Annotated in this window: 22 protein-coding genes and 1 pseudogene; 9 read left to right on the top strand and 14 right to left on the bottom strand. The window is 74.2% G+C overall.

Translation table 11 applies throughout. From position 1 onward, the window contains the following. Positions 1-135: 135 nt before the first annotated feature. The 3 genes from ACSU6M_RS18155 to ACSU6M_RS18145 form a co-directional block, all read right to left on the bottom strand. Positions 136-456 carry a hypothetical protein gene (locus ACSU6M_RS18155; protein ID WP_437070795.1) on the bottom strand — a complete coding sequence of 107 codons (321 nt, stop codon included), beginning with the start codon at positions 454-456 and terminating at the stop codon, positions 136-138. Positions 457-639: 183 nt separating this feature from the next. Then, a complete protein-coding gene (locus tag ACSU6M_RS18150) occupies positions 640-2,679 on the bottom strand; it encodes a TerD family protein (RefSeq protein WP_437075204.1) in 2,040 nt (679 codons plus the stop codon). Between the two features lie 256 nt (positions 2,680-2,935). Then, positions 2,936-3,325, bottom strand: coding sequence for a hypothetical protein (locus ACSU6M_RS18145; RefSeq protein ID WP_437070794.1), 390 nt, complete (start codon positions 3,323-3,325; stop codon positions 2,936-2,938). 245 nt (positions 3,326-3,570) lie between these two features. Between ACSU6M_RS18145 and ACSU6M_RS18140 the strand changes: the two genes are divergently transcribed. Beyond that, a complete protein-coding gene (locus tag ACSU6M_RS18140; protein WP_437070793.1) occupies positions 3,571-4,344 on the top strand; it encodes a polysaccharide deacetylase family protein in 774 nt (257 codons plus the stop codon). A 119-nt stretch (positions 4,345-4,463) separates the two neighbouring features. Here ACSU6M_RS18140 and ACSU6M_RS18135 read toward each other — a convergent pair whose 3' ends face one another. Then, on the bottom strand, positions 4,464-5,231 hold the full coding sequence (locus ACSU6M_RS18135; protein ID WP_437070792.1) for a DUF1963 domain-containing protein: 768 nt from the start codon (positions 5,229-5,231) through the stop codon (positions 4,464-4,466). Positions 5,232-5,452: 221 nt separating this feature from the next. Here ACSU6M_RS18135 and ACSU6M_RS18130 point away from each other — a divergent pair, with 221 nt between their 5' ends. The 3 genes from ACSU6M_RS18130 to ACSU6M_RS18120 all read left to right on the top strand — a co-directional run bounded on the left by ACSU6M_RS18130 (position 5,453) and on the right by ACSU6M_RS18120 (position 8,135). Next, complete coding sequence (locus ACSU6M_RS18130; protein ID WP_437070791.1) at positions 5,453-6,121, top strand: DedA family protein; 669 nt, start codon at positions 5,453-5,455, stop codon at positions 6,119-6,121. Positions 6,122-6,354: 233 nt separating this feature from the next. Further along, on the top strand, positions 6,355-7,500 hold the full coding sequence (locus tag ACSU6M_RS18125; protein WP_437075202.1) for a sensor histidine kinase: 1,146 nt from the start codon (positions 6,355-6,357) through the stop codon (positions 7,498-7,500). Further along, complete coding sequence (locus ACSU6M_RS18120; protein WP_437070790.1) at positions 7,491-8,135, top strand: response regulator; 645 nt, start codon at positions 7,491-7,493, stop codon at positions 8,133-8,135. The genes ACSU6M_RS18125 and ACSU6M_RS18120 overlap by 10 nt, the downstream gene beginning before the upstream one ends. Positions 8,136-8,145: 10 nt before the next feature. On the opposite strand, the gene ACSU6M_RS18115 is transcribed toward ACSU6M_RS18120, so the two are convergent. Both ACSU6M_RS18115 and ACSU6M_RS18110 read right to left on the bottom strand, forming a co-directional pair. Continuing rightward, the gene (locus ACSU6M_RS18115; protein ID WP_437070789.1) at positions 8,146-9,555 is read right to left on the bottom strand and encodes a DUF5933 domain-containing protein; all 1,410 of its coding nucleotides are present in this window, start codon (positions 9,553-9,555) and stop codon (positions 8,146-8,148) included. Positions 9,556-9,712: 157 nt separating this feature from the next. Beyond that, positions 9,713-11,071 carry an FAD-dependent oxidoreductase gene (locus ACSU6M_RS18110; RefSeq protein ID WP_437070788.1) on the bottom strand — a complete coding sequence of 453 codons (1,359 nt, stop codon included), beginning with the start codon at positions 11,069-11,071 and terminating at the stop codon, positions 9,713-9,715. 149 nt (positions 11,072-11,220) lie between these two features. On the opposite strand from ACSU6M_RS18110, the gene ACSU6M_RS18105 reads away from it, so the two are divergent. Beyond that, positions 11,221-11,595 carry an ArsR/SmtB family transcription factor gene (locus ACSU6M_RS18105; protein WP_437070787.1) on the top strand — a complete coding sequence of 125 codons (375 nt, stop codon included), beginning with the start codon at positions 11,221-11,223 and terminating at the stop codon, positions 11,593-11,595. Between the two features lie 15 nt (positions 11,596-11,610). Here ACSU6M_RS18105 and ACSU6M_RS18100 read toward each other — a convergent pair whose 3' ends face one another. The 6 genes and pseudogenes from ACSU6M_RS18100 to ACSU6M_RS18075 all read right to left on the bottom strand — a co-directional run bounded on the left by ACSU6M_RS18100 (position 11,611) and on the right by ACSU6M_RS18075 (position 16,952). Beyond that, on the bottom strand, positions 11,611-12,354 hold the full coding sequence (locus tag ACSU6M_RS18100) for an aquaporin (protein ID WP_437070786.1): 744 nt from the start codon (positions 12,352-12,354) through the stop codon (positions 11,611-11,613). A 19-nt stretch (positions 12,355-12,373) separates the two neighbouring features. Further along, positions 12,374-12,702, bottom strand: a pseudogene (locus ACSU6M_RS18095) (ArsR/SmtB family transcription factor). A 171-nt stretch (positions 12,703-12,873) separates the two neighbouring features. Next, the gene (locus ACSU6M_RS18090) at positions 12,874-14,082 is read right to left on the bottom strand and encodes an NAD(P)/FAD-dependent oxidoreductase (protein ID WP_437070785.1); all 1,209 of its coding nucleotides are present in this window, start codon (positions 14,080-14,082) and stop codon (positions 12,874-12,876) included. 114 nt (positions 14,083-14,196) lie between these two features. Then, on the bottom strand, positions 14,197-15,135 hold the full coding sequence (locus ACSU6M_RS18085; RefSeq protein WP_437070784.1) for an RNA polymerase sigma-70 factor: 939 nt from the start codon (positions 15,133-15,135) through the stop codon (positions 14,197-14,199). Between the two features lie 145 nt (positions 15,136-15,280). Next, complete coding sequence (locus tag ACSU6M_RS18080) at positions 15,281-15,403, bottom strand: hypothetical protein (protein ID WP_437070783.1); 123 nt, start codon at positions 15,401-15,403, stop codon at positions 15,281-15,283. A gap of 577 nt (positions 15,404-15,980) precedes the next feature. Beyond that, positions 15,981-16,952: a LysR family transcriptional regulator gene (locus ACSU6M_RS18075; protein WP_437070782.1), complete on the bottom strand. Its 972-nt coding sequence runs from the start codon at positions 16,950-16,952 to the stop codon at positions 15,981-15,983. 37 nt (positions 16,953-16,989) lie between these two features. Here ACSU6M_RS18075 and ACSU6M_RS18070 point away from each other — a divergent pair, with 37 nt between their 5' ends. The 4 genes from ACSU6M_RS18070 to ACSU6M_RS18055 all read left to right on the top strand — a co-directional run bounded on the left by ACSU6M_RS18070 (position 16,990) and on the right by ACSU6M_RS18055 (position 23,172). Next, on the top strand, positions 16,990-17,868 hold the full coding sequence (locus tag ACSU6M_RS18070) for a serine hydrolase (protein WP_437070781.1): 879 nt from the start codon (positions 16,990-16,992) through the stop codon (positions 17,866-17,868). Between the two features lie 83 nt (positions 17,869-17,951). Continuing rightward, positions 17,952-18,941, top strand: a complete 990-nt coding sequence (locus ACSU6M_RS18065) for an MBL fold metallo-hydrolase (protein ID WP_437070780.1) — start codon at positions 17,952-17,954, stop codon at positions 18,939-18,941. A gap of 155 nt (positions 18,942-19,096) precedes the next feature. Continuing rightward, complete coding sequence (locus ACSU6M_RS18060) at positions 19,097-19,909, top strand: SCO2400 family protein (protein WP_437070779.1); 813 nt, start codon at positions 19,097-19,099, stop codon at positions 19,907-19,909. Positions 19,910-19,968: 59 nt separating this feature from the next. Continuing rightward, positions 19,969-23,172, top strand: a complete 3,204-nt coding sequence (locus ACSU6M_RS18055; RefSeq protein ID WP_437070778.1) for an ATP-binding protein — start codon at positions 19,969-19,971, stop codon at positions 23,170-23,172. On the opposite strand, the gene ACSU6M_RS18050 is transcribed toward ACSU6M_RS18055, so the two are convergent. Beyond that, positions 23,150-23,941, bottom strand: a complete 792-nt coding sequence (locus tag ACSU6M_RS18050) for an ABC transporter permease (RefSeq protein ID WP_437070777.1) — start codon at positions 23,939-23,941, stop codon at positions 23,150-23,152. The genes ACSU6M_RS18055 and ACSU6M_RS18050 overlap by 23 nt on opposite strands. Next, the gene (locus tag ACSU6M_RS18045) at positions 23,938-24,912 is read right to left on the bottom strand and encodes an ATP-binding cassette domain-containing protein (protein ID WP_437070776.1); all 975 of its coding nucleotides are present in this window, start codon (positions 24,910-24,912) and stop codon (positions 23,938-23,940) included. The genes ACSU6M_RS18050 and ACSU6M_RS18045 overlap by 4 nt, the downstream gene beginning before the upstream one ends. Between the last annotated feature and the right edge of the window lie 153 nt (positions 24,913-25,065).

The following is a 25,065-nucleotide window of genomic DNA, read 5'->3' as shown; positions in this document are numbered from 1 at the left end:
CTCCCCAGGTCAGCGCCCGAGGCAGCATCAAAAGATCGCAGCTTCCCAAGCTGAGAGCGCGAGTTCGATTTTCGTCACCCGCTCCATGAAGAAGGCCCAGGTCATCGACCCGGGCCTTTTTGCTGTGCCGGTTGTTCAGTTGCCGCGTGCCAGATCCGTGCCAGAAGGCTCGTCGGACACCTTCTTAACTGCCGCCGCTCTGGCCTTCCAGCCCGTCCGGCCCCGGCTCGGCGTACGACTCCAGTGCCAGCGGAACTCCCGGCGGAGAAACGCGGGAAGGATCACAGTCCGGGTTCCCGCCTCCGACTTGGTGTCGCCCCGGACCCGTCGCCCGTTCATCCGCTCGGGCTCGGCGAGGCGAACGCGGATCCGGAGGGTGTCGAGGTCGACGTCTCGGCGACGAAGGCCGGCCAGCTCTTCCGGCCGCAGCGGACCATAGGCGCCGAGGTAGATCATGAGCCGCCACCGCATCCCGACGGCTTCGGCAAGCGCATCGACCTGGGCGACGGTGGCGATGCGCCGCTCGGCCGCCTTCCCTGAACCGCGGGCGAGCAGCGGCCCGCACCAGGAGCCTGCGGCCGTCGGCCGTGCAGCGTCTCGGTGGGCGGGCCGCTTTTCGTGCCGGCGCTCGCCGTCGGCTCAAGCCGTGACAGGTCGTTCTGCGGACTGGGCCCTTCGAGGTGCCGGACGGTCCAGGTGGGCCACCACCGTGGCGTAGAACCGGTGCACGGCGTCGTCGACACTGCGGATGAAGCCGGACTCGGCGTTGCCGCGGGTGCTGCCCATGCCCTTGAAGAGGGACAGCCGGAAACCGGTGATCTGCGTGCCGTTCTTCGGCAGCAGGTCCGCCGGCTCGGGGCGCAGCCGTTCCAGTGTGCCGCGTGGCCCTCCTGTCTCGCCCTCGACCAGGGTCTCGATGTGAAGGTCGGCGGGAGCTTCCCCGAGGCGTCGGACGAGCCGTTTCACCCGCGTCAGGGGGTAGCCCTCGTCGGGCACCGGAATCTCGATGGAGGTGCGGAGCTTGCCGGTCCGGAGGTCCGCCGTGATGCCGAGAACGCCGGGCGTGCCGTCGATGCGCAGCTCGGCCTGCAGTCGCCCCTCGAGACAGAGCTGGTCGGCCAGGCGGGTTCGACGGGCGCCGGGATCGGTCCCACGCTTCGAGCGCTGGACGGGCAGCACCCTCTGCCCGAGTTCGCCGCCGAGACTGAGACAGACCTGACGGATGAGCCGCTCCCAGCTCTCCACCACCTCAAGAGCCCGTGGGTCTCCCTGGCACAGGGTCTCGTCGTCGATTCCCTTGCGTACGGGGACCCAGGCAGCGCCCATGTTCTGGAAGCCGTGGCAGCCGGAGTTCTCGTGCTGGAGGTAATGCAGCAGCTCCTGGAGCAGCCAGGCGTGTGCCGCGTTGCCCACGCCCTCATGCCGGATCAACATCTGGGCCTGGTGGGCCACTTCGGCCCAGGACAGGTGCCGGAGAGCCACCTTGTGCTTGCGTCGGCCGTCGATCCTGACGTCGACCAGCGGGCTGCCTTCCAGCGCCACGTCGTTCGACAGGGTGATGACAGCCTCGTAGCCGCGGCGGGCGGCGATGTCCATGTACGCCTGCACCTGTTCGGCCTTGAGCGGGTTCCCGTTGGTCTTGGTCTCGACCAGTGCCGTCCACAGTTTGCCGGCGCGCTCGACGCGGATCACCCCGTCGGGGCGGCGCGGGCTGTCGCCGTGCGGCAGCGAGACCTCGGTGAACGTCTCCATGCGGCCCGCGGGTGCCCCGAACGCGGCGGTGAGTCTCCGGCCGAACTCCGGGATCTGCGACATGACCGACAACAGCACCGAGGTGGCCCGCATCTCACGGTCCCGGTCGCTCTTGAGCGCTGAGACCGGAAAGAGCCTGGCCTCCTTCCAGGACTCGTTCTCCGCCAAGGACTTCTTGACCGCCCTGGGCAGGGTGACTTTCTTCTTGGCGGTGCGGGGCCGCGCGGGCGTCTTCCTCGGTTCGCCGCCTTCGCCGGACCGCCGAGGGGCCGGGATGGCCTCCAGGGTTGATTGCGGTTCCGGGTCGGCGGCGGGAGCGGGGGCCGGCGCCTCTGCCTGTTCCTGCCCTGTGGCGCCGTCCTGCTGCTCCTCGGCAGTCGCATCGTCATCGATGTCCACGCCGAAGTCCGTCGCCAGGCCCGCCAAGCCGGCGTCGTAACCCTGTCCGACGGCCCGTATCTTCCACTCTCCGCCCCGGCGGTAGAGCTCGCCGAAGATGAACGCGCTGACCGGGCCGGCATCCTCGATCGCGAACCGCAGCAGGTTCTCGCCGGAGCCGTCGGCCAGCGTCAGTTGGAGATCGTCGAGTTCTCCGAAGCGGGCTCCGTCGTACCTGCTCGCAGCGACCACGATCCGATCGATGGCGTCCGGGATGGCGGTCAGGTCGAAGCTGATGCGGTCCTTGCTGCCGCTCCCCGTGGGCGTCTTGCCCAGGAGCTGCACGCTGCCGTCCGAGGCGACCGGATTGTTGTAGAAGTAGAAGTCGGCGTCGCTGCGCACCTTGCCGTCGGCGTTCAGCAGCAGGACGGAGACATCCGCGTCGCCCTCACCCGTCGAGCTGGTCCAGTCCAGACTCACGATCACGGAGTCGACGCTCTCGCTGAGGGCCGCCAGACCCACGTTGGCGCCCTTGATTAACTCGTACATAACCCCCACCCCGGTAGCGCACGTCATGCGTGAGTGGCCCCCCTCGCCATCTGCCGCCTGACGCCATGTGACGTGCTGCACACTCAATGCACATCGGAACTTTAGTACCAGAGGGGCACGGGCTGGGGCGGTCCCGCCGGAAACCCAGGCGCAGAGGGCGTCTTCGCCGTGCTGGGGCGCCGGCCTGCACGGCGGCCGCGGGATGGGGTGCGGCGGCCGTGCGGGCCAGGGGCGGGTGGGATCGGTGGGCCGGGGGTCAGTGGTCGATGTAGCTGAGGTCGCCTACCGTCCAGGCGCTGACGTCCTTGATCGCCACGCGGTACATGCCGCCCGTCTCGGGGAGGCCGAGGGTGCCCTGGAGGATGCGGGCTAGGTGGAAGTGGAGGTGGGTGGGGGTCTCGCCGCGGGAGGGGGGGTCGGCGCGGTCCGGGCGGCTCTCTCGTGGGCCGGCGAAGACGTCTGCGAAGGGGCCGAGGTGGTCCGAGTCCTTGAGGACTTCGGCCACCCGTTCACGCCATACGGCCTCGGGGGCGAGCCGGCCGGTGATGACGGCGCCGCTGACGACCACGGTCAGCGCCATCTGATTGCTTCGCTCGGACTCCACCGCGGCGGAGATGGCGACGAGCAGCTCATCAGGGTTCGACATACGGCAGAGCCTATGCGGCGCGGGCCTCCCGGACCGCTCGTCGGGGGCGATTTCGTCTCGGGCGGGGGGTGCTGTGCGTGGTCCGTCTCGTGCGGCCGTGGGCTGCGGGCGGTGCGGTGTCGCTGTGCTTCCCCGGAATTGTCCGTGCTTGGTAACGGAGGGAGCCTCCGTGTGCCGTTCCTCGTCCTGTCAGGTGGTCGCACGGCGACCGGTGACCGGCGGGGAACTAGACGAGGTGGGGCGGCATGGCACGGCACGGTGGTGGGCGGGGCTGGTACGGGAAGCTGCTGGGTGCGGCGCTCGGAGTGACGGTGATGGTGGCCGGGGCGTCGGTGTGGACCGCGCAGGCCGGTTCCGACGCGGGTGCGTCGCGCGGGGCCGGGGCGCCCGCCGCGCCGAAGACTCGTGTCACGCCGGTCGACAAGAGCATCGTGCACGCCTCGGACAAGGGGCCGCGCGGTGTCAACATCACCATCGACGACGGGCCGGACCCGGTGTGGACGCCCCAGATGCTCGACGTGCTGCGGGAGAACGGCGTGAAGGCCACCTTCTGCATGGTGGGGACGCAGGCGCAGGCGCACCCGGACCTGGTGAAGGACGTCGTCGCGGCGGGGCACCGGCTGTGCGACCACTCCGTCGCGCACGACACCGGCATGGACCGCAAGTCACGGGCCTTCCAGAAGCAGGAGATCCTCGCCGCCGAGCGCATGATCACTAAGGCGTCGGGCGGCGTACGGCCGATGTACTACCGGGCGCCGGGCGGCGCCTTCACCCCCTACAGCCGCGAGGTCGCCGCCTCCCGGGGCATGCGGCCGCTGGGCTGGAACGTGGACACCAAGGACTTCGAGCAGCCGGGCGCGGACGCCATCGTCGCCACCGTCCAGCGGGAGCTGCCGAACGGGCCGACGCTCCTCTTCCACGACGCCGGTGGCGACCGCTCCCAGACCGTCGAAGCCCTGCGCCGGATCCTTCCCTGGCTGAAGGAGCAGGGGTACTCGTTCGGCTTCCCCGTCCGCTGAGGCCGCGTCATCCCTCGCCGCCTCCCGTCCTGAGGCCGCGTCGTCCCTCGCCGCTTCCCGTCCGCTGAAGCCCCTTCCCCCCTCAGCAGCCCCCACGGCCCCCCCCCCCCCGGCCGACGTCAGTGGCAGTCGTAGCGCCAGTCCCACGGGCGGCCGGGGCAGGCCCGGCACTCGAAGACGTACACCCCGCCGCAGTCGCCCAGCTGGATGTCGCCGGTGACGGTCAGCAGGTGTTCCATGAGGTGGCCGCCCTCGCAGTACGGCCAGTCGGCGGGCTGGGTCCAGGCGGGCCAGCCGCCGGCCTTCGTGGCGACGTGGTGGGCGTCCGGGGGGACGAGGCTGCCGCCCGAGGCCGAGCGCAGGCGGGGCTCCCAGGTCTCGCGCAGGTCCTCGGGGAGGTGCAGCCACGACCTCGGGTGGTCCTGTGCGGGCGTCGGGCTCAGGGTGGACGGCACCGGGACGTTGTCCTCGTCGTACTCCCCCTCCTTCGGCCTCGGGATCTCCCGCAGGACGCCGCCGGCCAGCGTCTCCGCCTCGTTGCGCCAGTGGAGGCGGGGCACCACGGGGCCGGGGTCCTCGTCGTGGACCAGGGCGCACCACAGCAGTTGGAGCACGTCCTTGCCCTCCGGGAAGTCCAGACCCGGTACGTCACGGGCGAACAGCTGGAGGACGGGCACCATCGGGACCTCGCCCGGTCTGACCTCCGTGAAGGTGGTCCCGTCGAGGCCGAAGGTCCAGTGGCCCTCCTGGGCGCAGTACGGCCATGGCTCGTCCGCGGGCCACAGGAGGTCGCCGCCCAGCGAGCTGTCCCGCGGGCCGGGGGTGCCGGGCTCCGGGTTGAGGAGGGTCGTGGCGCGGGCCAGGGCCGCGTACTCCGGTATCCGCATGGGGGCTCGCTCCAAGTACGTGATCTCGTCAGGGGATTGCCCGCCGCACGTTAGCGGCAGGCACCGACAGCCACCCCGAGGTTTTCCACAGGGTGGGGACGCGGGGAGCCGTACACGGCCGGGCGGGAAGCCTCGTACCTGGGCTGAACTGCGGTTCCTAGGGTGGAGGGCAGGCGGGACGGACGGCCCCCGCCATCGGCCCCTCACCCTTGGAGACCCGCATGCAGGACATGACGCTCGCGCTGCCCCAGGAGCCCGCGGGGGGTGTCGCGGGGTGGGCCGCGGACCTCGTGGACGCGCTGGGCGGGCCCGGGGCCGGGCTGGCCATCGCGCTGGAGAACCTCTTCCCTCCGCTGCCCAGCGAGGTCGTCCTGCCGCTGACCGGATTCGCCGCCGCGCAGGGCGCGTTGAGTCTCGTCTCGGCGCTGTTCTGGACGACGCTCGGGTCGGTGGCCGGGGCGGTCGTCCTCTACTGGATCGGCGGGAGCTTCGGTCGGGAGCGGATGTACGCGCTGTGGGCGCGGCTGCCGCTGGTGAAGGTCTCGGATCTGGAGCGTACGGAGGCGTGGTTCGCCCGGCACGGCACCAAGGCCGTCCTCCTCGGCCGGATGGTGCCGGTCTTCCGGAGTCTGGTCTCGGTGCCCGCCGGGCTCGAGCGGATGCCGATGCCGCTGTTCATCGTGCTCACCACGCTCGGCAGCCTCGTCTGGAACAGCGCTCTGGTGATGGCCGGTTACTGGCTGGGCGACCGGTGGGACGCCGTGGAGGTGTACGTCGGCCTGCTGAGCAAGGCGGTGCTGGTGGTCGTGGCCGTCGCCTTCGCCGGCTGGCTCGTGGTCCGGCTGCGGGGGCGCGGCAAGGCCGCCGCCGCCCGGCACCGCCGCGTGTGATGCGGTCCTACGAGGCCCCGGTCCCGCGTCAGGCCCCCGCCCCGACTCACGACCCCGCCCCGACTCACGGCCCCGTCCCGCCTCAGATCTCCGTCCCCGCCCCCACTCCCACTCCCACCCCCACCCCCGGCGATCTTGTCCCGCTCCGCACGCCCCCACTACGCTCGGACCCCGTGCACGAGGACCCCACCGGCGGCCGCTCCCCCGGTCCCGCGGAAGCCCTCGGCGCCCGGCTGGGGCGAACCGCCCCGCCCCCGTGGCCCCGCCGCGCCCTCGGCGTTCTGCTCGGCTGTCTCACCGCCCTCCTCGGCGCCCTGTGGTTCCTGTCGGCCGGCGGCCCCCTCGGCCCCTTCCTCCTGTGGCCCCGCACCCGACCGGACGCCCTGCGCGTCCTGACGGCCGGCGCCCGCCGCCTCGCCGCCGTCGAACGGGCCCGCCGCTCGGCGTTCTTCGGCGACCGCTTCCCCGAGCGCTACCAGGCGCCCGACCGCAAGGTCCTGCGCTATCTCGCCGTGCGGTGCTGCACCGGGCTGCTGAGCACGGTCGTGATCGCGCTGCTCGGTCTCGGCGCCGTGCTGGCCGGGCTGCTCGTCGCGGGGGTGGTGCGCGGGAGCATCGGCGGGCAGGAGCTGGCGACCCAGGTGGTGCTGGGCGGCGTCCTGCTGTTCCTCGACGTCCAGGGGCTGTACTCGCTGGCCGCGCTCGACGCCCGGACCGCGCGGGAGTGCTTCGGGCCGTCCGAGCAGGAGCTGCTGCGGCGGCGGATCGACGAACTCGCCGCGAGCCGGGCGGCGGTGGTGCGGGCGGTGGACGCCGAGCGCCGGCGCATCGAGCGGGATCTGCACGACGGGGTGCAGCAGCGCCTGGTCGCGCTGGCGATGCTGCTGGGCCGGGCCCGCCGCAGCCGGGACCCCGAGCGGGCGGACGCGCTGCTGCTCCAGGCGCACGAGGAGTCCCGCGGCGTCCTGACCGAGCTGCGGGAGGTGGCCTGGCGGGTCTATCCGTCGGCGCTGGACAGCCTGGGTCTGGAGGAGGCGCTGAACGGCGTGGCGGAGCGGTGCGGGATTCCGCTGCGCATCCGCTACGAGGTCGGCGCGCCGCTGCCCGAGGCCGTCGAGACGGCCGCCTACTTCGTGGTGTCCGAGGCCGTCACCAACGCCGCCAAGCACTCCTCGGCCACCGCCCTCGAGGTGTCCGTGCGGCTCGGCGGCGGGCGTCTCGTCGTACGGGTCGAGGACGACGGCACGGGCGGTGCGGACCCGGCGGGCGGCGGGCTGGCCGGGCTGCGCGGGCGGGTGGCCGCGCTCGACGGCGTGCTGCACATCGACAGCCCCCTCGGGGGACCCACCATCGTGACCGCGGAGCTGCCATGCGCCTGATCCTCGCCGAGGACTCGACCCTGCTGAGAGAGGGCCTGGTGCGGCTGCTCGCCGACGAGGGCCATGAGGTCGTGGCGGCGCTGGGGGACGCGCAGACGCTGCTCGACGCCGTGGAGGAGCACCGGCCGGACATCGTCGTCGTCGACATCCGGATGCCGCCGACCCACACCGACGAGGGGCTGCGGGCCGCGGTGGAGATCCGGGAGCGCCGGCCGGAGGTCGGGGTGCTGGTGCTCTCGCAGCACATCGAACGCCACTACGCCGCCCAGTTGCTGGCCTTCAGCGCCGAGCGGGTCGGCTATCTGCTCAAGGACCGGGTGGCGCAGGTGGAGGAGTTCCTGGACGCGCTGGAGCGGATCCACGCGGGCGGGGCGGTGATCGACCCGGAGGTCGTACGGCAGTTGCTGGTGCGGACCACGCACGGCGACCCGCTGGCCCGGCTGACCCCGCGCGAGCGCGCGGTGCTGGAGGTGCTGGCGGAGGGGTGCACCAACACGGCCATCGCCGAGCGGCTGCACCTGTCGCTGAGCTCGGTGGAGAAGCACCTCAACTCGGTGTTCGACAAGCTGGACCTGGCCCATGCCGCCGGGTACAACCGGCGCATCCTGGCCGTGCTGCGCTATCTGGAGTCCTGACGGCGGCGGCTCAGGTCGGCTCGGGCTGGGGCTCCGGCCGCCGTGCGGGGGCGGGCTCCGGGGCCGGGAGCCCGGCCGTGCGGACATAGCCGTGGATCACCGAGGCCATCGCCAGCAGGAGCAGCGGTCCGGCGATCCAGCGGTGCTCGGCCATCTCGTAGGGCAGATAGCGGTACGACAGCAGCAGTGCGGCGAAGACGGCGGTGCCGTGGGCGACCAGCCGGACACCGGCGCGGTCCCAGCCGCGGTCGTGGCAGCGCAGGGCGGCCTCGATGGTGAGCACGAAGACGACGCCGGCGACGAGGTCCACACCGTAGTGGTAGCCGAAGCCCAGGGTCGCGCAGAGGGTCGCGACCAGCCAGAAGGTGCCGGCGTGCCGCAGGAGGCGGGGGGCCTGGCGGGTGTGGATGAAGATCGCGGTGGCCCAGGCCGTGTGCAGGCTGGGCATGCAGTTGCGGGGGGTGATCCCGTCGAACGGCATGAGCTGCGGGGTGGTGAGCGCGGGCATCGTCCCCGGCCACAGGTCGGCGACCGCCCACTGCACGCTGGGGGCCGTCTGCGGGGCCCACAGGCTGACCGACGCCCAGTGCTCGGTGCCGGTGCCGTAGGCGAAGAGCGGGCCGACGACCGGGTAGACCATGTAGATGCCGGGGCCGAGGAGGCCGATCACCAGGAAGCTGCGCACCAGGTGGTGGCGGGGGAAGCGGCGTTCGGCCGCCACGTTGCGCAGCTGGTACAGCGCGACGAGGACCGCGGCGACGGCGAGCTGTCCGTAGACCACGTCGAGGGTGTTGAAGCCGACCGAGCCGGTGGCCTCGACGATCCGGCCGACCAGCCAGGACGGGTTGCCCAGGGCCTGGTCGGCGGTGGCTATGTACTGGTCGAGCACCAGCGGACGGGTCTCCGAGGTGATCAGCAGCCAGGTGTCACCGGTCTTGCGGCCGGCCACCAGCAGCATGCCGAGGCCGACGCCCTTCAGCAGCAGGACGCGCTCGGCCCCGGTGCGGCGGGTGAGGGCCACGACCGCGCAGCCGAGCAGCACCCACAGGGCGCCGCTGCCGAAGGGATGGCCGCCGGACGACTCGACGCCGGCCGCCCAGCGGACCGCCCCGAGGGCGAGGTCGACGCCGATCGCGGCGGCCAGTGCGACGAGGCGCTGCCGCCAGGTGAGCACCACCGTCATCAGCGCCAGGCCGGCGTACAGCAGCGGCCCCGACTTGGGCGGCAGCACCCACTCCTTGGCCTGGGTGGTCAGCGGGCCCGGAATGCCGAGGTGACGTGCGGTGAGTTCCAGCGCCACCAGGAAGCCCAGGGCCACGGCGGCGGCCGCGGCCCACAGTCCCGCCCGTGGCGTACGCCACGCGGAGGGGGCACTGCTGCTGTCGGTCCGCGGGAGGACCCGCGGTGCTGTTCGTCTCAATGTCCGGGCCGCTTTGCTAGGTGTTGGTCACGGGGCAAGACGACAGCATCCCAGGCCGGGTTCCGGGAGTGAACGCCCGCGCCTGAGCACCGGCCCGCGCGCCCTTCGGCGACCGCCGCCCCGCGTGCCCTTCACCAGCCGCCGCCCCGCGCACGCTTCAGCAGCCGTCGGCCCCCGCCGGGGCGCCGGTGCCGATCCGCACGACGGCCGGGGCCGAGCAGCAGCCGCCGTCCGACGGGGCCGCCTCGGGCTCGTCGTACCAGCCCGCGCCGCCGCACACCCCCGTCTCCGGGAGGGTCAGTTCGACGCGTTCGGCGGCCTCCCGGTCGCCGGCGAGCACGGCGGCGACCGAGCGGACCTGCTCGTAGCCGGTGAGGGCGAGGAAGGTGGGGGCGCGGCCGTAGGACTTCATGCCGACGAGGTAGAGGTCCTGCTCGGGGTGGGCGAGCTCGCTCACGCCGTGCGGCTGGACGGTGCCGCAGGAGTGGACGTTCGGGTCGATGAGCGGGGCGAGCGCGGCCGGGGCCTGGAGGCGTTCGTCGAGGCCGAGGCGGACCTCGGAGAGGAAGGACAGGTCGGGGCGCAGCCCGGTGAGGACGACGACCTCGTCCACCGGGTCGAGCCGGCGCCCGTCCTCGGCGACCAGGACCAGACGGTCGCCGTCCCGCTCCACGGCGCGGGTACGGAAGCCGGTGACCGCGTCGGCGTGGCCGTCCTCCACCGCCGCCCTGGCCCGCAGTCCCAGGGCGCCGCGGGCGGGCAGCCGGTCGGCCTCGCCGCCGCCGTACGTCGATCCGGTGAGGCCGCGGCGCAGGATCCACACCGCGTGGGTGCCGGGCTCCTCGCGGGCGAGGTCGGCCAGCAGGGCGAGCGCGGTGAAGGCGGAGGCTCCCGAGCCGACGACGGCGGTGCGGCGGCCCGCGTGGCGGGCGCGGACGGCGGGGTCGTGGAGGTCGGGGACGCGGTAGGAGACATGGGCGGCGGCGGCCTGCTCGCCGAGGGCCGGGAGGCCGTCGGCGCCCAGGGGGCCGGGCGTGGACCAGGTGCCGGAGGCGTCGACGACCGCGCGGGCGAGCAGGCGCTCCTCGCCGCCGTCGGCCCGGCGGACGTGCACCGTGAAGGGTTGCTCCGCCCGGTCGGCGTCGACGATGCGGTCACGGCCGGCGCGGGCGACGCCGGTCACCGTGGCGCCGTAGCGGACCTTGTCGCCGAGGGCGTCGGCGAGCGGCTGGAGGTAGTGCTCGGCCCAGTCGCCGCCGGTGGGGCAGCTCGCGCCGTCGGGGCGGACCCAGCCGGTGGGGGCGAGGAGCTTCTCGGCGGCGGCGTCGGTGACCTCGGCCCACGGGGAGAACAGCCGGACGTGCGCCCAGTCCCGGACGGCGGTGCCCGCGGTGGGGCCGGCCTCCAGGACCAGCGGATCGAGACCGCGCTCGAGGAGGTGGGCGGCGGCGGCGAGGCCGACGGGACCGGCGCCGATGACGACGACGGGCAGCTGGTCAGGTGCGGGCGCGCTCACGGGGATCCCCTTTGCTTCGACGTTTGTCGATGGCTTGTGGGGCTCACCCTGCCACCTGATTCGACAGCCGTCAACATAGACGTTCATCGAATTCATGGATCCGACCCGGCGGCCCTCCCCGCTACTTCGACGCGTGTCAACATAGACGTATGTCGAACACGAACGTGCTGCCGCTGATCGACCCCGAACCGGCCGCCGTGGCGCCCTGCTGCCCGCCGGTCACCGAGCGCCCGTTCACCGCGGAGGAGGCCGAGACGGCCGCGCGGATGTTCAAGGCGCTCGGCGACCCGGTGCGGCTGCGGCTGTTCACCGCGGTCGCCTCGCACGAGGGCGGGGAGGCGTGCGTGTGCGACATCTCCGACGTCGGCGTCTCCCAGCCGACCGTCTCCCACCACCTGAAGAAGCTCAAGGAGGCCGGGCTGCTGACCTCCGAGCGCCGCGGGACCTGGGTGTACTACCGCGTGGAGCCGTCGGTGCTCGCGGCGATGGGCAGGCTCCTGGCCGTCGCGCCCAGCGCGGGCTGACAGCGCCCCCGCGCGTCAGGCGGCCCGCTTCCGCTCCGGGGCGAACAGCAGGGCCGCCAGCGCCAGTCCGGCGGCCGTGCCGACGAGCTGCACGGCGACGAAGCCCGGCACCGAGGCGGGGGCGATGCCCGGACCGGTGCCGGTGAAGGCGCGGCCGACGGTCACCGCGGGGTTGGCGAAGCCCGTGGAGGACGTGAACCAGTACGCGGCGCCGACGTACGAGGCGACGGCGACCGGCGCGAAGCGCAGCCGGTCCGTGCGGGCCAGCCCGAGGACCAGCAGGATCAGACCGGCCGTGGCGACCGCCTCGCCGAGCAGCAGCCGGCCGTCCGAGCGGTCCTGCGCGGACCACCGCACCAGCGGCTCGCCGAACATCGCGTCCGCCAGGACCGTGCCCGCGATCGCGCCCGCGGTCTGCGCGAGGACGTACGCCGCCGCGTCCCGCAGGGCCGTCGCGGAGCCCGGCGCACGGCGGGCGCTCCACCACTCGGCCAGCGTGACGGCCGGGTTGAGGTGCGCGCCGGAGACCGGGCCGAGCAGCAGGATCAGCACACCGAGCCCGAAGACGGTGGCGAGGGAGCCGGCGAGCAGGTGCAGTGCCGGGTCGCCGGTCAGGCCGGTGACCTGGATGCCCGTACCGACGACGACGGCGACCAGGGCGGCCGTACCGACGAACTCGGCGGTGGCGCGGCGGGCGAGGGACGGGCGGGACGGGGTGGCCGCGGCGGGTGCCACCGCCGTCTGCGCAAGCGTGGTCACTTCTCGGATTCCTCAGATGTCAGGGACAGGAACGTCTGAGGTCCGCCTCGGCGGTCAGCCGCGCCAACTGGGCGAGGGAGGCGAACCGGCCGGTCAGCGACTCGTCGACCTCGGGCTTCAGCCGGTGGCGGGTGAAGCGACCGCACGGCACCGTCTCCACGCCACCTGCCTCGCGCAGAACCTTGAGGTGGCCGGAGAGGTGCGTCTGCTGCGCTCGGTCTCCTCGACCCGGTGCGTGGCGCACAGGGTCTCGCGGGCGAGCAGGGTCACGATCCCGGGCCTCGGCGGGTCGGCGAGGACCCGCGTCGGCCGGTGTCGGCTGACGTCGGCACGGGCTGATCGTTCCATATCGCCGCGAGGGCGCACCAGTTGGTCCGAGCGCTGGACACGGGCCGACGGGCGAGCCCCGCGCGGCGGTCGTCCAGGGGGAAGGACGTCCGCCGCGGGGGGCGGCTCAGGGGGAAGGACGTCCGCCGCGGGGGGCGGCTCAGGGGGGAAGGACGTCCGCCGCGGGGCGGCTCAGGCATCCGCCGGGACCGGGGCGGCCGGGTGGGGCGTGTCGGTGGGCCGGCGCAGGACGCGGCGGCGGCGACGGACGGGCAGCGGCATCGTCGGGTGGGCGACGCTCCAGGCCGCGCTTCGGCAGATCAGCTCCTTGTAGCGGGCGGCGAGGCGGCCGGTCAGCGCCGAGTCGACCGAGCGGTCGTCGGCGGTGACGAACTGGATCAGGCCGTCCCCGCGGCCGAGCGAGATGCACTGCTGGACGTAACGCAGGCGCTTCTCGGGCGGCTTGCCGCCGGTGAGCCGGGCGACGATGGCGTCCGCGGCCTGCCAGGCCATGGGCACACCCGTGGCGCAGGACATCCGCAGCGGCCGGTCACCGGGGCCCGCCGCCTCGGCCGCGTCGCCGACGGCGTACACGTCCGGGTGCGACACCGAGCGCATGGTGCCGTCGACCACGATGCGGCCGGTGTCGCCGACCTTCAGGGCGGTGTCGCGGGCGAGCGGGTGGACGGCGAACCCGGCGGTCCACACGGTGACCGCGGCGGCGATCCGCCGGTCGTCGGCGGTGGTGACGTGATCGGCCCCGACGGCGGCGACGGTGGTGTGCTCGTGCACGGTGATGCCCAGCCCGTCGCACACCCGGCGCAGGTGGGTACGGCCCTTGGCGGACAGCCAGGCGCCCAGGGTGCCCTCGACGACGAGGGCGACATCGAGGTCGGGGCGCGCCTCGGCGATCTCGGTCGCGCTCTCCACGCCGGTGAGGCCGCCGCCCACCACGACCACCGTCTGCCCGGCGGCCAGGGCGGCGAGGCGCTCGCGCAGCCGCAGCGCCCCGGCGCGGCTCGCGACCTGGTGGGCGTGCTCGGCGGCACCGGGCACACCCCGGTCGTCCCAGCCGCTGCCGAGGGCGTAGACGAGGGTGTCGTACGTCAGTTCCTCGGCACCGTCCGCACCGGTGACCGCGACGGCCTTGCGGTCGACGTCGACGCCGGTGACGCGGGCGACCCTCAGCCGGACGCCGGTGCCCGCGAACACCCCGTGGAGGGGGCGGGGCGTGAGGTCCCGGCCGCTCGCCAGCTCGTGCATCCGCACGCGCTCGACGAAATCCGGCTCGGCGTTGACGACGGTCACGGAGACGTCGTCACGGTGCAGTCGCTTGGCGAGGCGCCCGGCGGTGAGGGCTCCGGCGTATCCGGCTCCGAGGACGACGATGCGGTGCTGCATGTCCGTGCTCCTGTCTTTCGGTGGTTCCGCCCCTTGAACCGGGCAGCCCGCCGGTTCCTGACAGGAGGGTGATGTGACCCAGGTCACAACACCCCGGACCGGTGCGGCGGCGCCTCAGAACGCGTAGAACAGGGGCTCGCCGCGATCGCCGGCCTTCCACTGCCGGTTCATGCGCTCCAGCTTGTCCGGATTGACCTGACTGCGCAGCGCGACGATGCCCTCGTCGGTGATCTCCAGGCACATGACGGCGATGACCCGGCCGTCCAGCACCCCCACCACGGCGGGCTCGCCGTTGGCGGTCGAGAGGTAGATCCCGGGCGAGCCGCCGATGTACTTGCGCTTGGCCTTGTTGGACGTGAACAGCCCCCGCACGAACCGGGCGACGCCGAGCGCGCTGGAGTACACCCGCGCCGGGACCTTGCCGCCGCCGTCGCCGATCGCCACCACGTCCTGCGTGAGCAGCCGCACCAGCGGCTCCGTGCGCCCGCTGGTGGCGGCCGCGAGGAACTCGTCCACGATCCGGCGGGCGGCGGCCTCGTCGACCTCGGCGCGCGCCTTGCCGTCCGCGACGTGCTTCTTGGCCCGGTGGAAGATCTGCTGGCTGGCGGACTCGCTGATGTCGAGGATCTCGGCGATCTCCCGGTGCGGGTACGCGAACGCCTCCCGCAGCACGTACACCGCCCGCTCGCCCGGGGAGAGCCGTTCCAGCAGGGTCAGCACGGCGTACGAGACCGACTCGCGCTGCTCCGCGGTGTCCTCCGGGCCGAGCATCGGGTCCCCGGTCAGCAGCGGCTCGGGCAGCCACTCGCCGACGTAGGTCTCGCGGCGGGCGCGGGCCGAGGTGAGCTGGTTGAGGCACAGGTTGGTGAGCACCTTGGTCAGCCATGCCTCGGGGACCTCGATCCGGCCGGTGTCGGCCGCCTGCCAGCGCAGGAACGTTTCCTGCACGACGTCCTCGGCCTCGGTCGCCGAACCGAGCATGCGGTAGGCGATGGCCTCCAGACGGGGCCTGGACGCCTCGAACCGGTCCACGTCGCTCATGATCAGGGCCATGTCCGGATCCTAGGCCCTCTCCTCGCGTTCCCGCCGTCCGACGGACCGGCGGCAGAACGGATCCGGACGACGGGCCCCGGCCCCCGCGGCGGGCACCGACGAGCCGCGTCGCGGCGGGCACCGGGCCCTCGGGTGCCTGTCCGCGTCACCCGCGGGCGACGACGGTCCGTGCCGCCGTACGGGCGACGAGCGGGTTGCCGGGGGCCGCGCCACGGGCGGGGCGGTCGGTGAGGACGGGGACGACGAGCGGGGCGGTCGGTGAGGACAACCATCCGGCGGCCGGTGAAGACGACCACGAGCCGAGCGGTCGGCGAGGACAACCATCCGGCGGTCGGCCAGGACGACGATCGGGCGGTCGGCGAGGACGACGATCCCGCGGCCAGTGAAGACGACCACGAGCCGAGCGGTCGGCGAGGACAACCATCCCGCGGTCGGTGAGGACGGCGATCCCGCGGCCGGTGAAGACGACCACGAGCCGAGCGGTCGGCGAGGACAACCATCCGGCGGTCGGCCAGGACGACGATCGGGCGGTCGGCGAGGACGGGGATGACGAGCCGGGCGGTGCGGGTGGCCGGATGACGGCGATGTCGGCGGCCCGGGCCAGTTGCCGGGCCCCGTCCTGTCGGCGGCCCGCAGCCCTCGGGTGGGCCGGCGCGGATCCGCCGGGCGCCGACGGTGGTGGCGTTGGGCAGGCAGCCGGTCCGTCAGCGGGCTGTCGGGCGTGTCCGAGACCGGCTGCGTCTCGTGGCCCTCTTGCCGGGATATGGCCGCAGGTCCGGGGGGGACGGGCGGGGCCCGGCGCACGCACGGTGCTGCTGCCGGACCGTCACGCGGTGGCGGACCGGCTAGCCGAACACCACCGACCACGGCCGCGGGGAGTCGTCGTCCGGGCGGGTGCCCACGCGGTGCCGGCTCGCGGTGTGGTGGCGGGCGAGGACGTCGGCGGCGAGTTCGGCGAAGCGCGGGGCGGCCGGATGGGCGGCGCGGCCGGCGGGCCAGGCGCCGCTGATGCGCAGGGTGAGGGGGCGCCGGACGAGCGGGCGCCAGGCGACGCGGGGCTCCTTGCGGGCCGCCGGCCCCTGGTCGAAGGCCACGCCGTGGCCCGCGGTCACCAGGGCGAGCAGGAACTCGGGGTTGGCGGCGTGCCGCACCCGGCCGGGGACGAAGCCCTCGGCGCGGCACACGTCGAGGACCGTGTCGTACCAGCCGGGGGCGTGGGCGCGCGGGAAGAGCACCAGGTCGTGGCCGGAGAGCTCGCCGAGCCGCACCTCGGGCAGGCGGGCCAGCGGCGAGGTGCGGGGGAGCACGACGCCGAGGTCCAGCGGGACCTCCGGCCCGAGCCGCAGGTCGGTGGCGTCGACGGGGTGCTGGACGAGTCCGGCGTCCAGCCCTCCGCCGGCCAGCAGCCGCAACTGCTCCTCGGTGCTGACCTCGTGGAGGTCGACGGTGAGCCCGGGGGCGTGCTCGGCGCAGGCGGTGAGCAGTGCGGACAGCACGGCGGCCGTGGTGTCGGGCGGCACTCCGGCGCGCAGCGTGCCGAGGCCGCCGTCGGCGGCGCGCCGGGCCACTGTGCGCAACCGCTCCTCGCGGGCGAGCAGATCGTGGGCCTCCTCCAGCAGCACGGCCCCGGCGGCGCTCAGCCGCACGCCGCGCTGCGAGCGGTCGAACAGCTCGGTGCCGAGCTCCTTCTCCAGCCGCCGGATCGCCTGGCTGAGCGGCGGCTGGGCCATCCCGAGCCGCTCGGCGGCCCGGCTGAAGTGCAGCTCGTCGGCTACGGTGACGAAAAGTCGCAGGTGGCGTAGGAGATCCACGGTCATCGACCTTACGTGACGGAGACGGCGAGGGGGACGGCAAGTGATCGAGGGGCAGATCCGGGAGGTCTTCGCCGGGGCGGGCTGTGCGGGGCAGCTGCACGCCGTCCCGGTGACCGGGGAGGGCGAGGTGGGTGTCGGGGCGGACGAGCCCGTGGTGATCGCCTCGATCTTCAAGGTGCTGCTGGTGCTGGAGTTCGCCCGGCAGGTGGTGGCCGGTCAGCTCGACCCGCGCGAGCGGGTGCTGGTGCGGGCACCGGACCGGCTCGGAGGGTGGGGCACCGCGGGCTGCCTCGACGACGTGGAGCTGTCGCTGCGCGACCTCGCCCACTTCGCGATGTCCGTCAGCGACAACACGGCCGCCGATCTGCTGCTGTCCCGCGTCGGCCTGGACACGGTACGGCTGCTCGCGAAGGAGCTCGGGCTGGAGCGGACGCGGATCGTGGGCGGGCCGCGGGATCTGCTGGAGGCGCTGCTCGGGGAGGTCGGGGCGCGCGACGAGCGGGAGTTCGCCGAGCGCTGGCCGAGACTGCCGGACGAGCGCAAGCGGCGGCTCGCGGTGCTGGACCCCCGCCACACCACGGCCAGCACGCCCCGCGAGATCACCCGGCTGCTGCGGCTCATCTGGAGCGACACCGCCGGGGCGCCGGAAGCCTGCGCCTTCGTACGGGATCTGATGGGCCGCCAGGTGTTCCGGCACCGGCTGGCGTCCGGGTTCCCGGCCGGTGTCACGGTCGCCGCCAAGACGGGCACCCTGCCGGGCCTGCACATGGAGGCCGGTGTCGCCCGCTACCCCGACGGCCGCTGCTACGCCGTCGCCGTGTTCGCCCGCACCCGCGACCTCACCGCCTCGCTCGCCACGGTGGACGCGGCGATCGGCCGGACGGCGGCACTGGCGGTCGGCCGTCTGCGGGGCGAGTGACCGCGCCGCATAGCCGATCGGGTATCACGAGGGAGCGATTCCGGTCTTGGACAGGGGACTCGGCGCCCTGGTCTGCTGACGCCATGACCCAGGAGACACACGCCTTCGGCCGTCGTACGGTGCTGCGCGGAGCCGCCCTCGGGGCGGCCACGCCCCTGGTCGCGGCCGCCGCGGACGCGTCCGCCGCACCCCGCCGGCCCGGCCGCCCCGACGCGGGCGCCGCCGCGTTCCGCTGGCTCGGCACGACCGGCTGGCGCATCGACACCGGCGGCCGCACGGTCCTGTTCGACCCCTACCTCACCCGCTTCCGCACCGGCCTGTACGACGGCACCTTCGACCCGCGCACCCCGCTGCGCACCGACCCGGCGGTCGTGGACGCGCACATCGGCCGCCCCGACCTCGTCCTGGTCAGCCACTCCCACTGGGACCACCTCGCCGACGTCCCGTACATCGCCCGGAGCACCGGCGCCCGCGTCGTCGGCACCGAGACGACGTACCACCTGCTGACCGCCCTCGGTGTCGACGCGGGCCGGATCTCGGTCGTCAAGGGCGGCGAGGTGCTGGACTTCGGCGACGGGATCGTCGTCGAGGTCGTCCCGAGCCTGCACAGCCGCAACAAGAAGTGCGCCTACTTCGCCCCCGGCACCCTGCACGCCCCGCCGGCGACCGTCCCGCGCACCATCGGCGACCTTCCCGAGGGCGACACCCTCGCCTTCCAGGTCACCGCCGGCGACGGCGGCCCGTCCGCGTTCCTGATGGGCGCCAGCGACTTCGACGAGCGCGCGGTACGAGGTCTGCGGCCCGACCTCGCCATGGTCGCCGTCCCCTCCAGCACCGCCACCCACCGCTACGTCCCCCGCCTGCTGGGCGCCCTCGGCCGCCCCGGCGTGGTCGTCCCCGTCCACTGGGACCACTTCGAACGGCCCCTGACCGACCCCCCGGTCCCCGACCCGGAGATGCGCCTGGACGCCTTCCTCGCCGAGGTCGCCTCGGTCGCACCGGGCACGCGGACCGTCGTACCGGACTACCGGACGGTGTACGACGGCCGGATGCGGCCGAGAATCTCGCGGTAGGCGGTGGCCCGGCGGCCGCCGGGCCCCGCGCTCGCGCCGTGTGGAGAGGGCACGCCCGGATCCTCGCAGGAGCGTCACACAGCCTGCACACAGACGGACGAAAGGCTCGTTAGCGTGACTGGCCGTCCGATCACTGTGCGACCGGAGAGCGCGACATGGACTACTGCACCACCTGCAGGCGGCACCTCAACGGCGCCCTGGTGTGCCCCGGGTGCGGCGCCTACGCGCCGGACATAGCGCCGCCCGCCGCGGCCGCGTCCGTGACCCGCGCCTCCTCGCCCGCGGCGGCGCAGGACACCCCCGCGCCCGTGGCTCCCGTCGCCGACGTGACGCAGGCCCCCGAGGTGCGGCCGGGGCGTGCGGCCCGGCGGCGGCAGCTGGCGCGCTGGAAGAAGCACAAGCGCCGGGCGACCGTGGCGACCGCGTTCGCCCTGGTCGGCGGCGGCCTGGCGCTCGCCTCGACGGACCGCCAGCCGTCCGGTCGCACCCAGGCGGCCGCGGCACCCGACAACCGGCCCATGGGCGAGGTGGAGCTCCGGGCCGACGAGCACCCCGAGCCGGTCGCCAGTCCGCCCGCCACCCACCGCGCGCCCGAGGCCCCGGCGCCTCGCAGGGCGACCGAGCGGGTGCCGCGGGCGACCCCGACCGCCCTCCCGGTCACCCTCGCCCCGGCCACCCCCGACGCACCCCGGCCGACCGGGGCGGCGGACGCGCAGCACCGGTCCGACACCGCGCCCGCCGACGCCACCGTCCCGCGGCAGCGGACGGGCACGACCGTCACCGAGCAGCCGGCCGCGCCCGCGGTCCCGCCCCCGGCGACCGCCGAGCCCACGAGCCCGGCGCCCGCGCCGGCCTCCCCGTCGGCCCCGGCCGACACGTCCGGTTCCGCCGAACCGTCCGACCCCTCGAACCCGTCCGACCCGTCCGATCCGGCGCGGCTCTGCCTGCTCGTCCTCTGCGTCGGCTGACACAACTCCCCTCGGACATCCCTGCCTTCGCGGCGGGCGGCGCTGACTAGGCTGCCCGTGTGACCACCGAGTTGACGTTGCTGAGCCGAGTCGCCTTCCGCGGACGGGAGGTCAGCGCGCCGCGGCTGCGCGGTCTGCTGGCGCTGCTGGCGCAGGACCTGCGCGGCGGGTGCAGCACCGGGCGGCTGGTGGAGGGCCTGTGGACCGACGACGAGTTGCCGGAGCGGCCGGGGAAGGCCGTGCAGGTGCTGGTGTCGCGGCTCAGGTCGCAGCTCGGTGCCGAGGTGATCGTCAGCACGCCGAGCGGCTACCGGCTGGGGCTGGAGGAGACGCGGGTCGACAGCTCCGCGCTGCTGCTGCACGAGGCCGACTGCGCGCGGCTGGCACGGGACGGGGATCACGCGGGCGCCCTGGCGCGGGCCGAGGAGGGGCTGGCGCTGTGGGACGGGAGTGTGGGCGCGGCGGCCGGTGAGGATCTGCACGATCCCGTGGTGGCGCTGCGCCTCGCGCGGCTGCCGGCCTTCCGGTCGCTGGCCAGGGGGCGGGCGCTCGCGCTGGCCCGCACCGGGCGGCGGGAGGAGGCCGCACCCGTGCTCGCCGAGCTGGTCCGGGAGCTGCCGCGGGACGAGGAGCTGCTGGCGGAGCTGCTGCGCTGCGAGGCCGTGACGGCCGGGCGGGCGGCGGCACTGAGCCGGTACGAGGACTACCGGCGCGCGCTGCGGGACGACCTGGGCGCCGATCCGGGGCGCCCCTTGCGCGCCGTCCAGCAGGAGTTGCTGGCCCCCGAGACCGCGCCGGTCCGGCACGGTGTGCCGCACGAGCCCAATCCGCTGCTGGGCCGGGAGGCGGACATCGCCGCCGTGACCGGGCTGCTGCGCGAGGCGCGGGTGGTGACCCTGGTCGGTCCCGGTGGGCTCGGCAAGACCCGGCTGTCGCACGCGGTGAGCCGGGCGGCCGGGCAGCCGGTGGTGCACTTCGTGCCGCTGGCCGGTGTCACCACCGACGAGGACGTGGCCGGTGAGGTGGCCGCGGCCGTCGGCGCCGGGGAGGGACGGCAGGTGGCGGGTGCCATCGCCGGCGCCCTCGGGCCGGGCCCCGCGCTGCTCGTGCTGGACAACTGCGAGCACGTCGTGCGCGGCGCGGCCGACCTGGTGCGGGAACTGGTGGCGCGCTCCAAGGAGTTGCGGGTGCTGGCCACCAGCCGGGCCCCGCTGGGGCTGAGCTCGGAGTCCGTGTACACGGTGCCGGAGCTGTCCCCGGCGACCGCGGCCGAGCTCTTCGAGCAGCGGGCGCGCGCCGCCCGGCCGGGGGTGGAGCTGGACCCGGCGACGGTGGCGGAGATCTGCCGCCACCTGGACGGGCTGCCGCTGGCCGTCGAACTCGCCGCCGCGCGGGTGCGGGTGCTGTCCGTGGCGGACATCAACCGCCGGCTGCGGGACCGTTTCGCCCTGCTGCGCGGCGGCGCCCGGGACGCCCCCGAACGGCACCGCACGCTGCGGGCGGTCGTCGAGTGGAGCTGGAACCTGCTGGAGCCCGACGGCCGGGCGGCGCTGCGGGCGCTGTCGGTGTTCCCCGGCGGGTTCACCGAGGACGCCGCCGCGTATGTGCTCGGCGAGGACGGGGACGCGCTGCTGCTCCTTGAGCAGCTGGCCGAGCAGTCGCTGATCAAGGTGGGCGACAGCCCGTCCGGGGTGCGCTTCCACATGCTGGAGACGCTGCGGGAGTTCAGCGCGGCCCGGCGTGCCGAGGCCGGTGAGGACGAGGCGGTGACCGGGCGGTTCGTCGCCTGGGCGCGGGACCTCGGGCGGGCCCACCACGATGTGCTGTTCGGCGGCGACCCGCTGCCCTCCTGGCTGCGCATCCGCGCCGAGCGGGACAACCTGGTGCTGGCGCTGCGGCACGCGCTGGCCCGCGAGGACGGACCGGCCGTCGCCGCCGTCACCGCCGTACTGGCCTCCCTGTGGGCCACCGACTCCCAGTACACCCGCCTGGCCTCGCTGGCCGCCGACACCGCAGGGCCGCTGTCCCGCTTCCGGCCCGGACCGCAGGACGTGGAGACCGTCCGCAGCGCGGCCACGGTGTGCACGGCCGGCCTGTTCATGGGGCACGGCCCGCACGCGGTGCGCCATCTCGTCATCCTGCGGCGGCTGCCGCCCGCCCCGCCGGACACCGTGCTGCGGGCGCTGGCCGCGGTCCTGGCGGCCGTACCGGAGATGCATCCGCCGCACTACGACCGGCTGCGGGAGCTGTGCGAGGCGGACGCGCCGGTGCTGGCGGGTGTCGCGTCGGGCGTCGCCAGCTATGTGTGGGAGGCCCGGCACGAGAAGGAGCGGGCGCTGGAGTGCGCCCGCCGGATGCTCCGGGCGCTGCTCCCGGTCGGGAACCCGGCCATGACGCTGGTCGGCCGCGGGCGGATCAGCGAACTGTGCTTGCAGTCGGAGCGCGGCGAGGAGGCGTACGAGCAGCTGCGGGCGGCGCTGGCCGAGCTCGGTGACCTCGGCGGTCTCGCCGAGTGGTCGGACATGGTGGGGGTGCGCTGGGGGCTGGTGCTGGCCTGTCTGCAGCGCGGGGAGGTCGACGAGGCGGAGCACTGGCTGGAGCTGGCGGTGCCGCACCGCGACGAGGAGTGGGGCGATGTGTTCACGCCGGATCTGCCGGTGCGGGCGGAGATCGCGCTGGCCCGCGGGCTCAGTGAGCTCGGGCTCGGGCTGTGGCGGCAGGCGGTGGAGCAGTTGCGGCAGGTCCGGGAGAGTTACGCCGGTGACCCGTTCATGGACAGCTGGACGCTGCGGGTGGAGTCGGCCGCGCTGGCGGCCCATGCCCGCTGCGGGCGGCCGGAGCCGGTGAAGGAGGTCGCGGCGCGGCTGCGGGGGCGGCTGCTGGGGATGCTGAAGGCGGACGGCTCCCTGAAAGACGGCTCCACGGAGGGCGGCTCCGTGACGGCTGCGGCGGACGGCACCTCCGCGCCCGCGGTGGACGGCAACCCCGTCGAACTCCCCGTCTACGGGACCGTCCTGCTGGCCGTCGGCCTCGACGTTCTGGCCTGCGGCGATGCGGCGGCGGGCGTACGCCTGGTGGCGCTGACCGAACACATGCCGGTGATCCGGGAGTTCCCCTCCCTGTCCTCGGCCTCCTCGCGCGCGGCCGCCGAACACGCCGACGGGGCGGCGTACTCGGACGCGAGGTCGCGGTACGCCGCCCTGGGGCGGGAGGAGTTGCGGGCCGAGGCCCTGCGGGAGCTCACCGGCGCGGCTCGCGGTTGAACGTGGCCCGGGACCAGCGGTAGCCGAGGACGGTCAGGCCCAGGCACCAGACGACGGCCAGGACGGCGTTCTGCGTGCCGATCTCACTGCCGAGCAGCAGACCGCGCAGGGTCTCGATGGCCGGGGTGAAGGGCTGGTACTCGGCGACCGGCCGGAACCAGCCCGGCATCGCCTCCAGCGGCACGAACGCGCTGGACAGCAGCGGCAGCAGGATCAGCGGGGTGGCGTTGTTGCTGGCGGCCTCGGCGTTCGGGCTGACCAGGCCCATGCCGACGGCGATCCAGGTGAGCGCGGTGGCGAAGAGGACGAGGAGCCCGAGGGCGGCCAGCCACTCAAGGACGCCGGCGTCGGTGGAGCGGAACCCGATGGCCACGCCGACGGCGCCGACCAGGACCACGCTGAGCACCGACTGGAGCACGCTGCCGATGACATGACCGGTGATCACGGAGCCGCGATGGATCGCCATCGTGCGGAAGCGGGCCATGATGCCCTCGGTCATGTCGTTGGAGACGGAGACCGCGGTGCCGACGACCGTGGAGCCGATCGTCATCAGGAGCAGGCCGGGGACGACGTAGGCGATGTAGTCGGAGCGGTCCCCGCCGCCCATGCCCGCGCTCATCGTGTCGCCGAAGACGTACACGAACAGCAGCAGCAGCATGATCGGCGTGAGCAGCAGGTTGAGGGTGAGGGAGGGGTAGCGGCGGGCGTGCAGGAGGTTGCGCCGCAGCATGGTCGTCGTGTCGCGGACGGCAAAGGTGGCGGCGCTCATCGGACGGTCTCCTTCTGGGCGGTACGGGGGGTGCGGGCGGGGTCGGCGGTCAGGGCGAAGAACACGTCGTCGAGGTCGGGGGTGTGCACCGACAGCTCGTCGGCCTCCACACCGGCGCTGTCCAGCCAGTCGAGGATGGCGCGCAGTTCGCGCTGGGTGCCGTCGCTGGGGATCTGGAGCGTGAGGGCCTCGTCGTCGCGGGTGGTCTCGCGCAGGGCGGTCGCGGCGTTCTCGTAGGCCACCGGGTCGGCGAAGCGCAGCCGCACATGGCCGCCGGGGACGAGCCGCTTGAGCTCCTCGGCGCTGCCCTCGGCGACCAGCCTGCCGCCGTCGAGGACGGCGATGCGGTCGGCGAGCTGGTCGGCCTCCTCCAGGTACTGGGTGGTGAGGAAGACGGTGACGCCGTCGGAGACCAGCTCGCGGATGATCTGCCACATGGTGTGCCGGGAGCGCGGGTCCAGGCCGGTGGTCGGTTCGTCGAGGAAGATGATCCGCGGGGCGCCGACCAGGGTCATGGCGATGTCGAGGCGGCGCTTCATGCCGCCGGAGTAGGTGGAGGCGGGCTTCTTCGCGGCCTCGGTGAGGTCGAAGCGCTCCAGCAGTTCGGCGGTGACCCGGCGGCCCTCGCGCCGGGACAGGTGCTGGAGGTCGGCCATCAGCAGCATGTTCTCCTCGCCGGTGATCAGGCCGTCGACCGCGGAGAACTGTCCGGTGACCCCGATGGCGGCCCGTACCGCCTGGGCCTCGGTCACGAGGTCGTGTCCGGCGACCCTCGCCTGTCCCGCGTCGGCGGAGATCAGCGTGGTGAGGAGGGACACGGCGGTGGTCTTGCCGGCGCCGTTGGGACCGAGGAGGGAGAAGACCGTGCCGGCCGGCACCTGGAGGTCGATGCCGTCGAGGACCGTCCTGTCCCCGTATGCCTTGCGCAGCCCTGTGGCCGCGATCGCCGGTTCGTGGTGTGTCGTCGTCATGCCGAGAAGGGTGCGGCCGGGCGGGTTCAGCGCGGTTTCAGCCCGGTTTCAGCGGCCCGGCCCGGCGGACGGCGGTGCGTCCGGCGTCCGCCCCCACCGCGGAATCCGCCCTTCCCCCACCCCGTAGGCTAGGCAAGCCTTAGCTGACTCACA

Origin of the sequence: Streptomyces sp. enrichment culture (assembly GCF_964272895.1) — a bacterium.
Lineage (GTDB): Bacteria > Actinomycetota > Actinomycetes > Streptomycetales > Streptomycetaceae > Streptomyces.
Note: the sequence above shows the minus strand (reverse complement) of the source record. Positions and strands in the feature narration are given on the sequence as shown.

Excerpts from the sequence above, each read along its gene's own strand:
- ACSU6M_RS18155 (WP_437070795.1), bottom strand. The coding sequence starts at position 456 with ATGATCTACCTCGGCGCCTATGGTCCGCTGCGGCCGGAAGAGCTGGCC.
- ACSU6M_RS18150 (WP_437075204.1), bottom strand. The coding sequence starts at position 2,679 with ATGTACGAGTTAATCAAGGGCGCCAACGTGGGTCTGGCGGCCCTCAGC.
- ACSU6M_RS18145 (WP_437070794.1), bottom strand. The coding sequence starts at position 3,325 with ATGTCGAACCCTGATGAGCTGCTCGTCGCCATCTCCGCCGCGGTGGAG.
- ACSU6M_RS18140 (WP_437070793.1), top strand. The coding sequence starts at position 3,571 with ATGGCACGGCACGGTGGTGGGCGGGGCTGGTACGGGAAGCTGCTGGGT.
- ACSU6M_RS18135 (WP_437070792.1), bottom strand. The coding sequence starts at position 5,231 with ATGCGGATACCGGAGTACGCGGCCCTGGCCCGCGCCACGACCCTCCTC.
- ACSU6M_RS18130 (WP_437070791.1), top strand. The coding sequence starts at position 5,453 with ATGCAGGACATGACGCTCGCGCTGCCCCAGGAGCCCGCGGGGGGTGTC.
- ACSU6M_RS18120 (WP_437070790.1), top strand. The coding sequence starts at position 7,491 with ATGCGCCTGATCCTCGCCGAGGACTCGACCCTGCTGAGAGAGGGCCTG.
- ACSU6M_RS18105 (WP_437070787.1), top strand. The coding sequence starts at position 11,221 with ATGTCGAACACGAACGTGCTGCCGCTGATCGACCCCGAACCGGCCGCC.
- ACSU6M_RS18090 (WP_437070785.1), bottom strand. The coding sequence starts at position 14,082 with ATGCAGCACCGCATCGTCGTCCTCGGAGCCGGATACGCCGGAGCCCTC.
- ACSU6M_RS18085 (WP_437070784.1), bottom strand. The coding sequence starts at position 15,135 with ATGGCCCTGATCATGAGCGACGTGGACCGGTTCGAGGCGTCCAGGCCC.
- ACSU6M_RS18075 (WP_437070782.1), bottom strand. The coding sequence starts at position 16,952 with ATGACCGTGGATCTCCTACGCCACCTGCGACTTTTCGTCACCGTAGCC.
- ACSU6M_RS18065 (WP_437070780.1), top strand. The coding sequence starts at position 17,952 with ATGACCCAGGAGACACACGCCTTCGGCCGTCGTACGGTGCTGCGCGGA.
- ACSU6M_RS18060 (WP_437070779.1), top strand. The coding sequence starts at position 19,097 with ATGGACTACTGCACCACCTGCAGGCGGCACCTCAACGGCGCCCTGGTG.
- ACSU6M_RS18050 (WP_437070777.1), bottom strand. The coding sequence starts at position 23,941 with ATGAGCGCCGCCACCTTTGCCGTCCGCGACACGACGACCATGCTGCGG.
- ACSU6M_RS18045 (WP_437070776.1), bottom strand. The coding sequence starts at position 24,912 with ATGACGACGACACACCACGAACCGGCGATCGCGGCCACAGGGCTGCGC.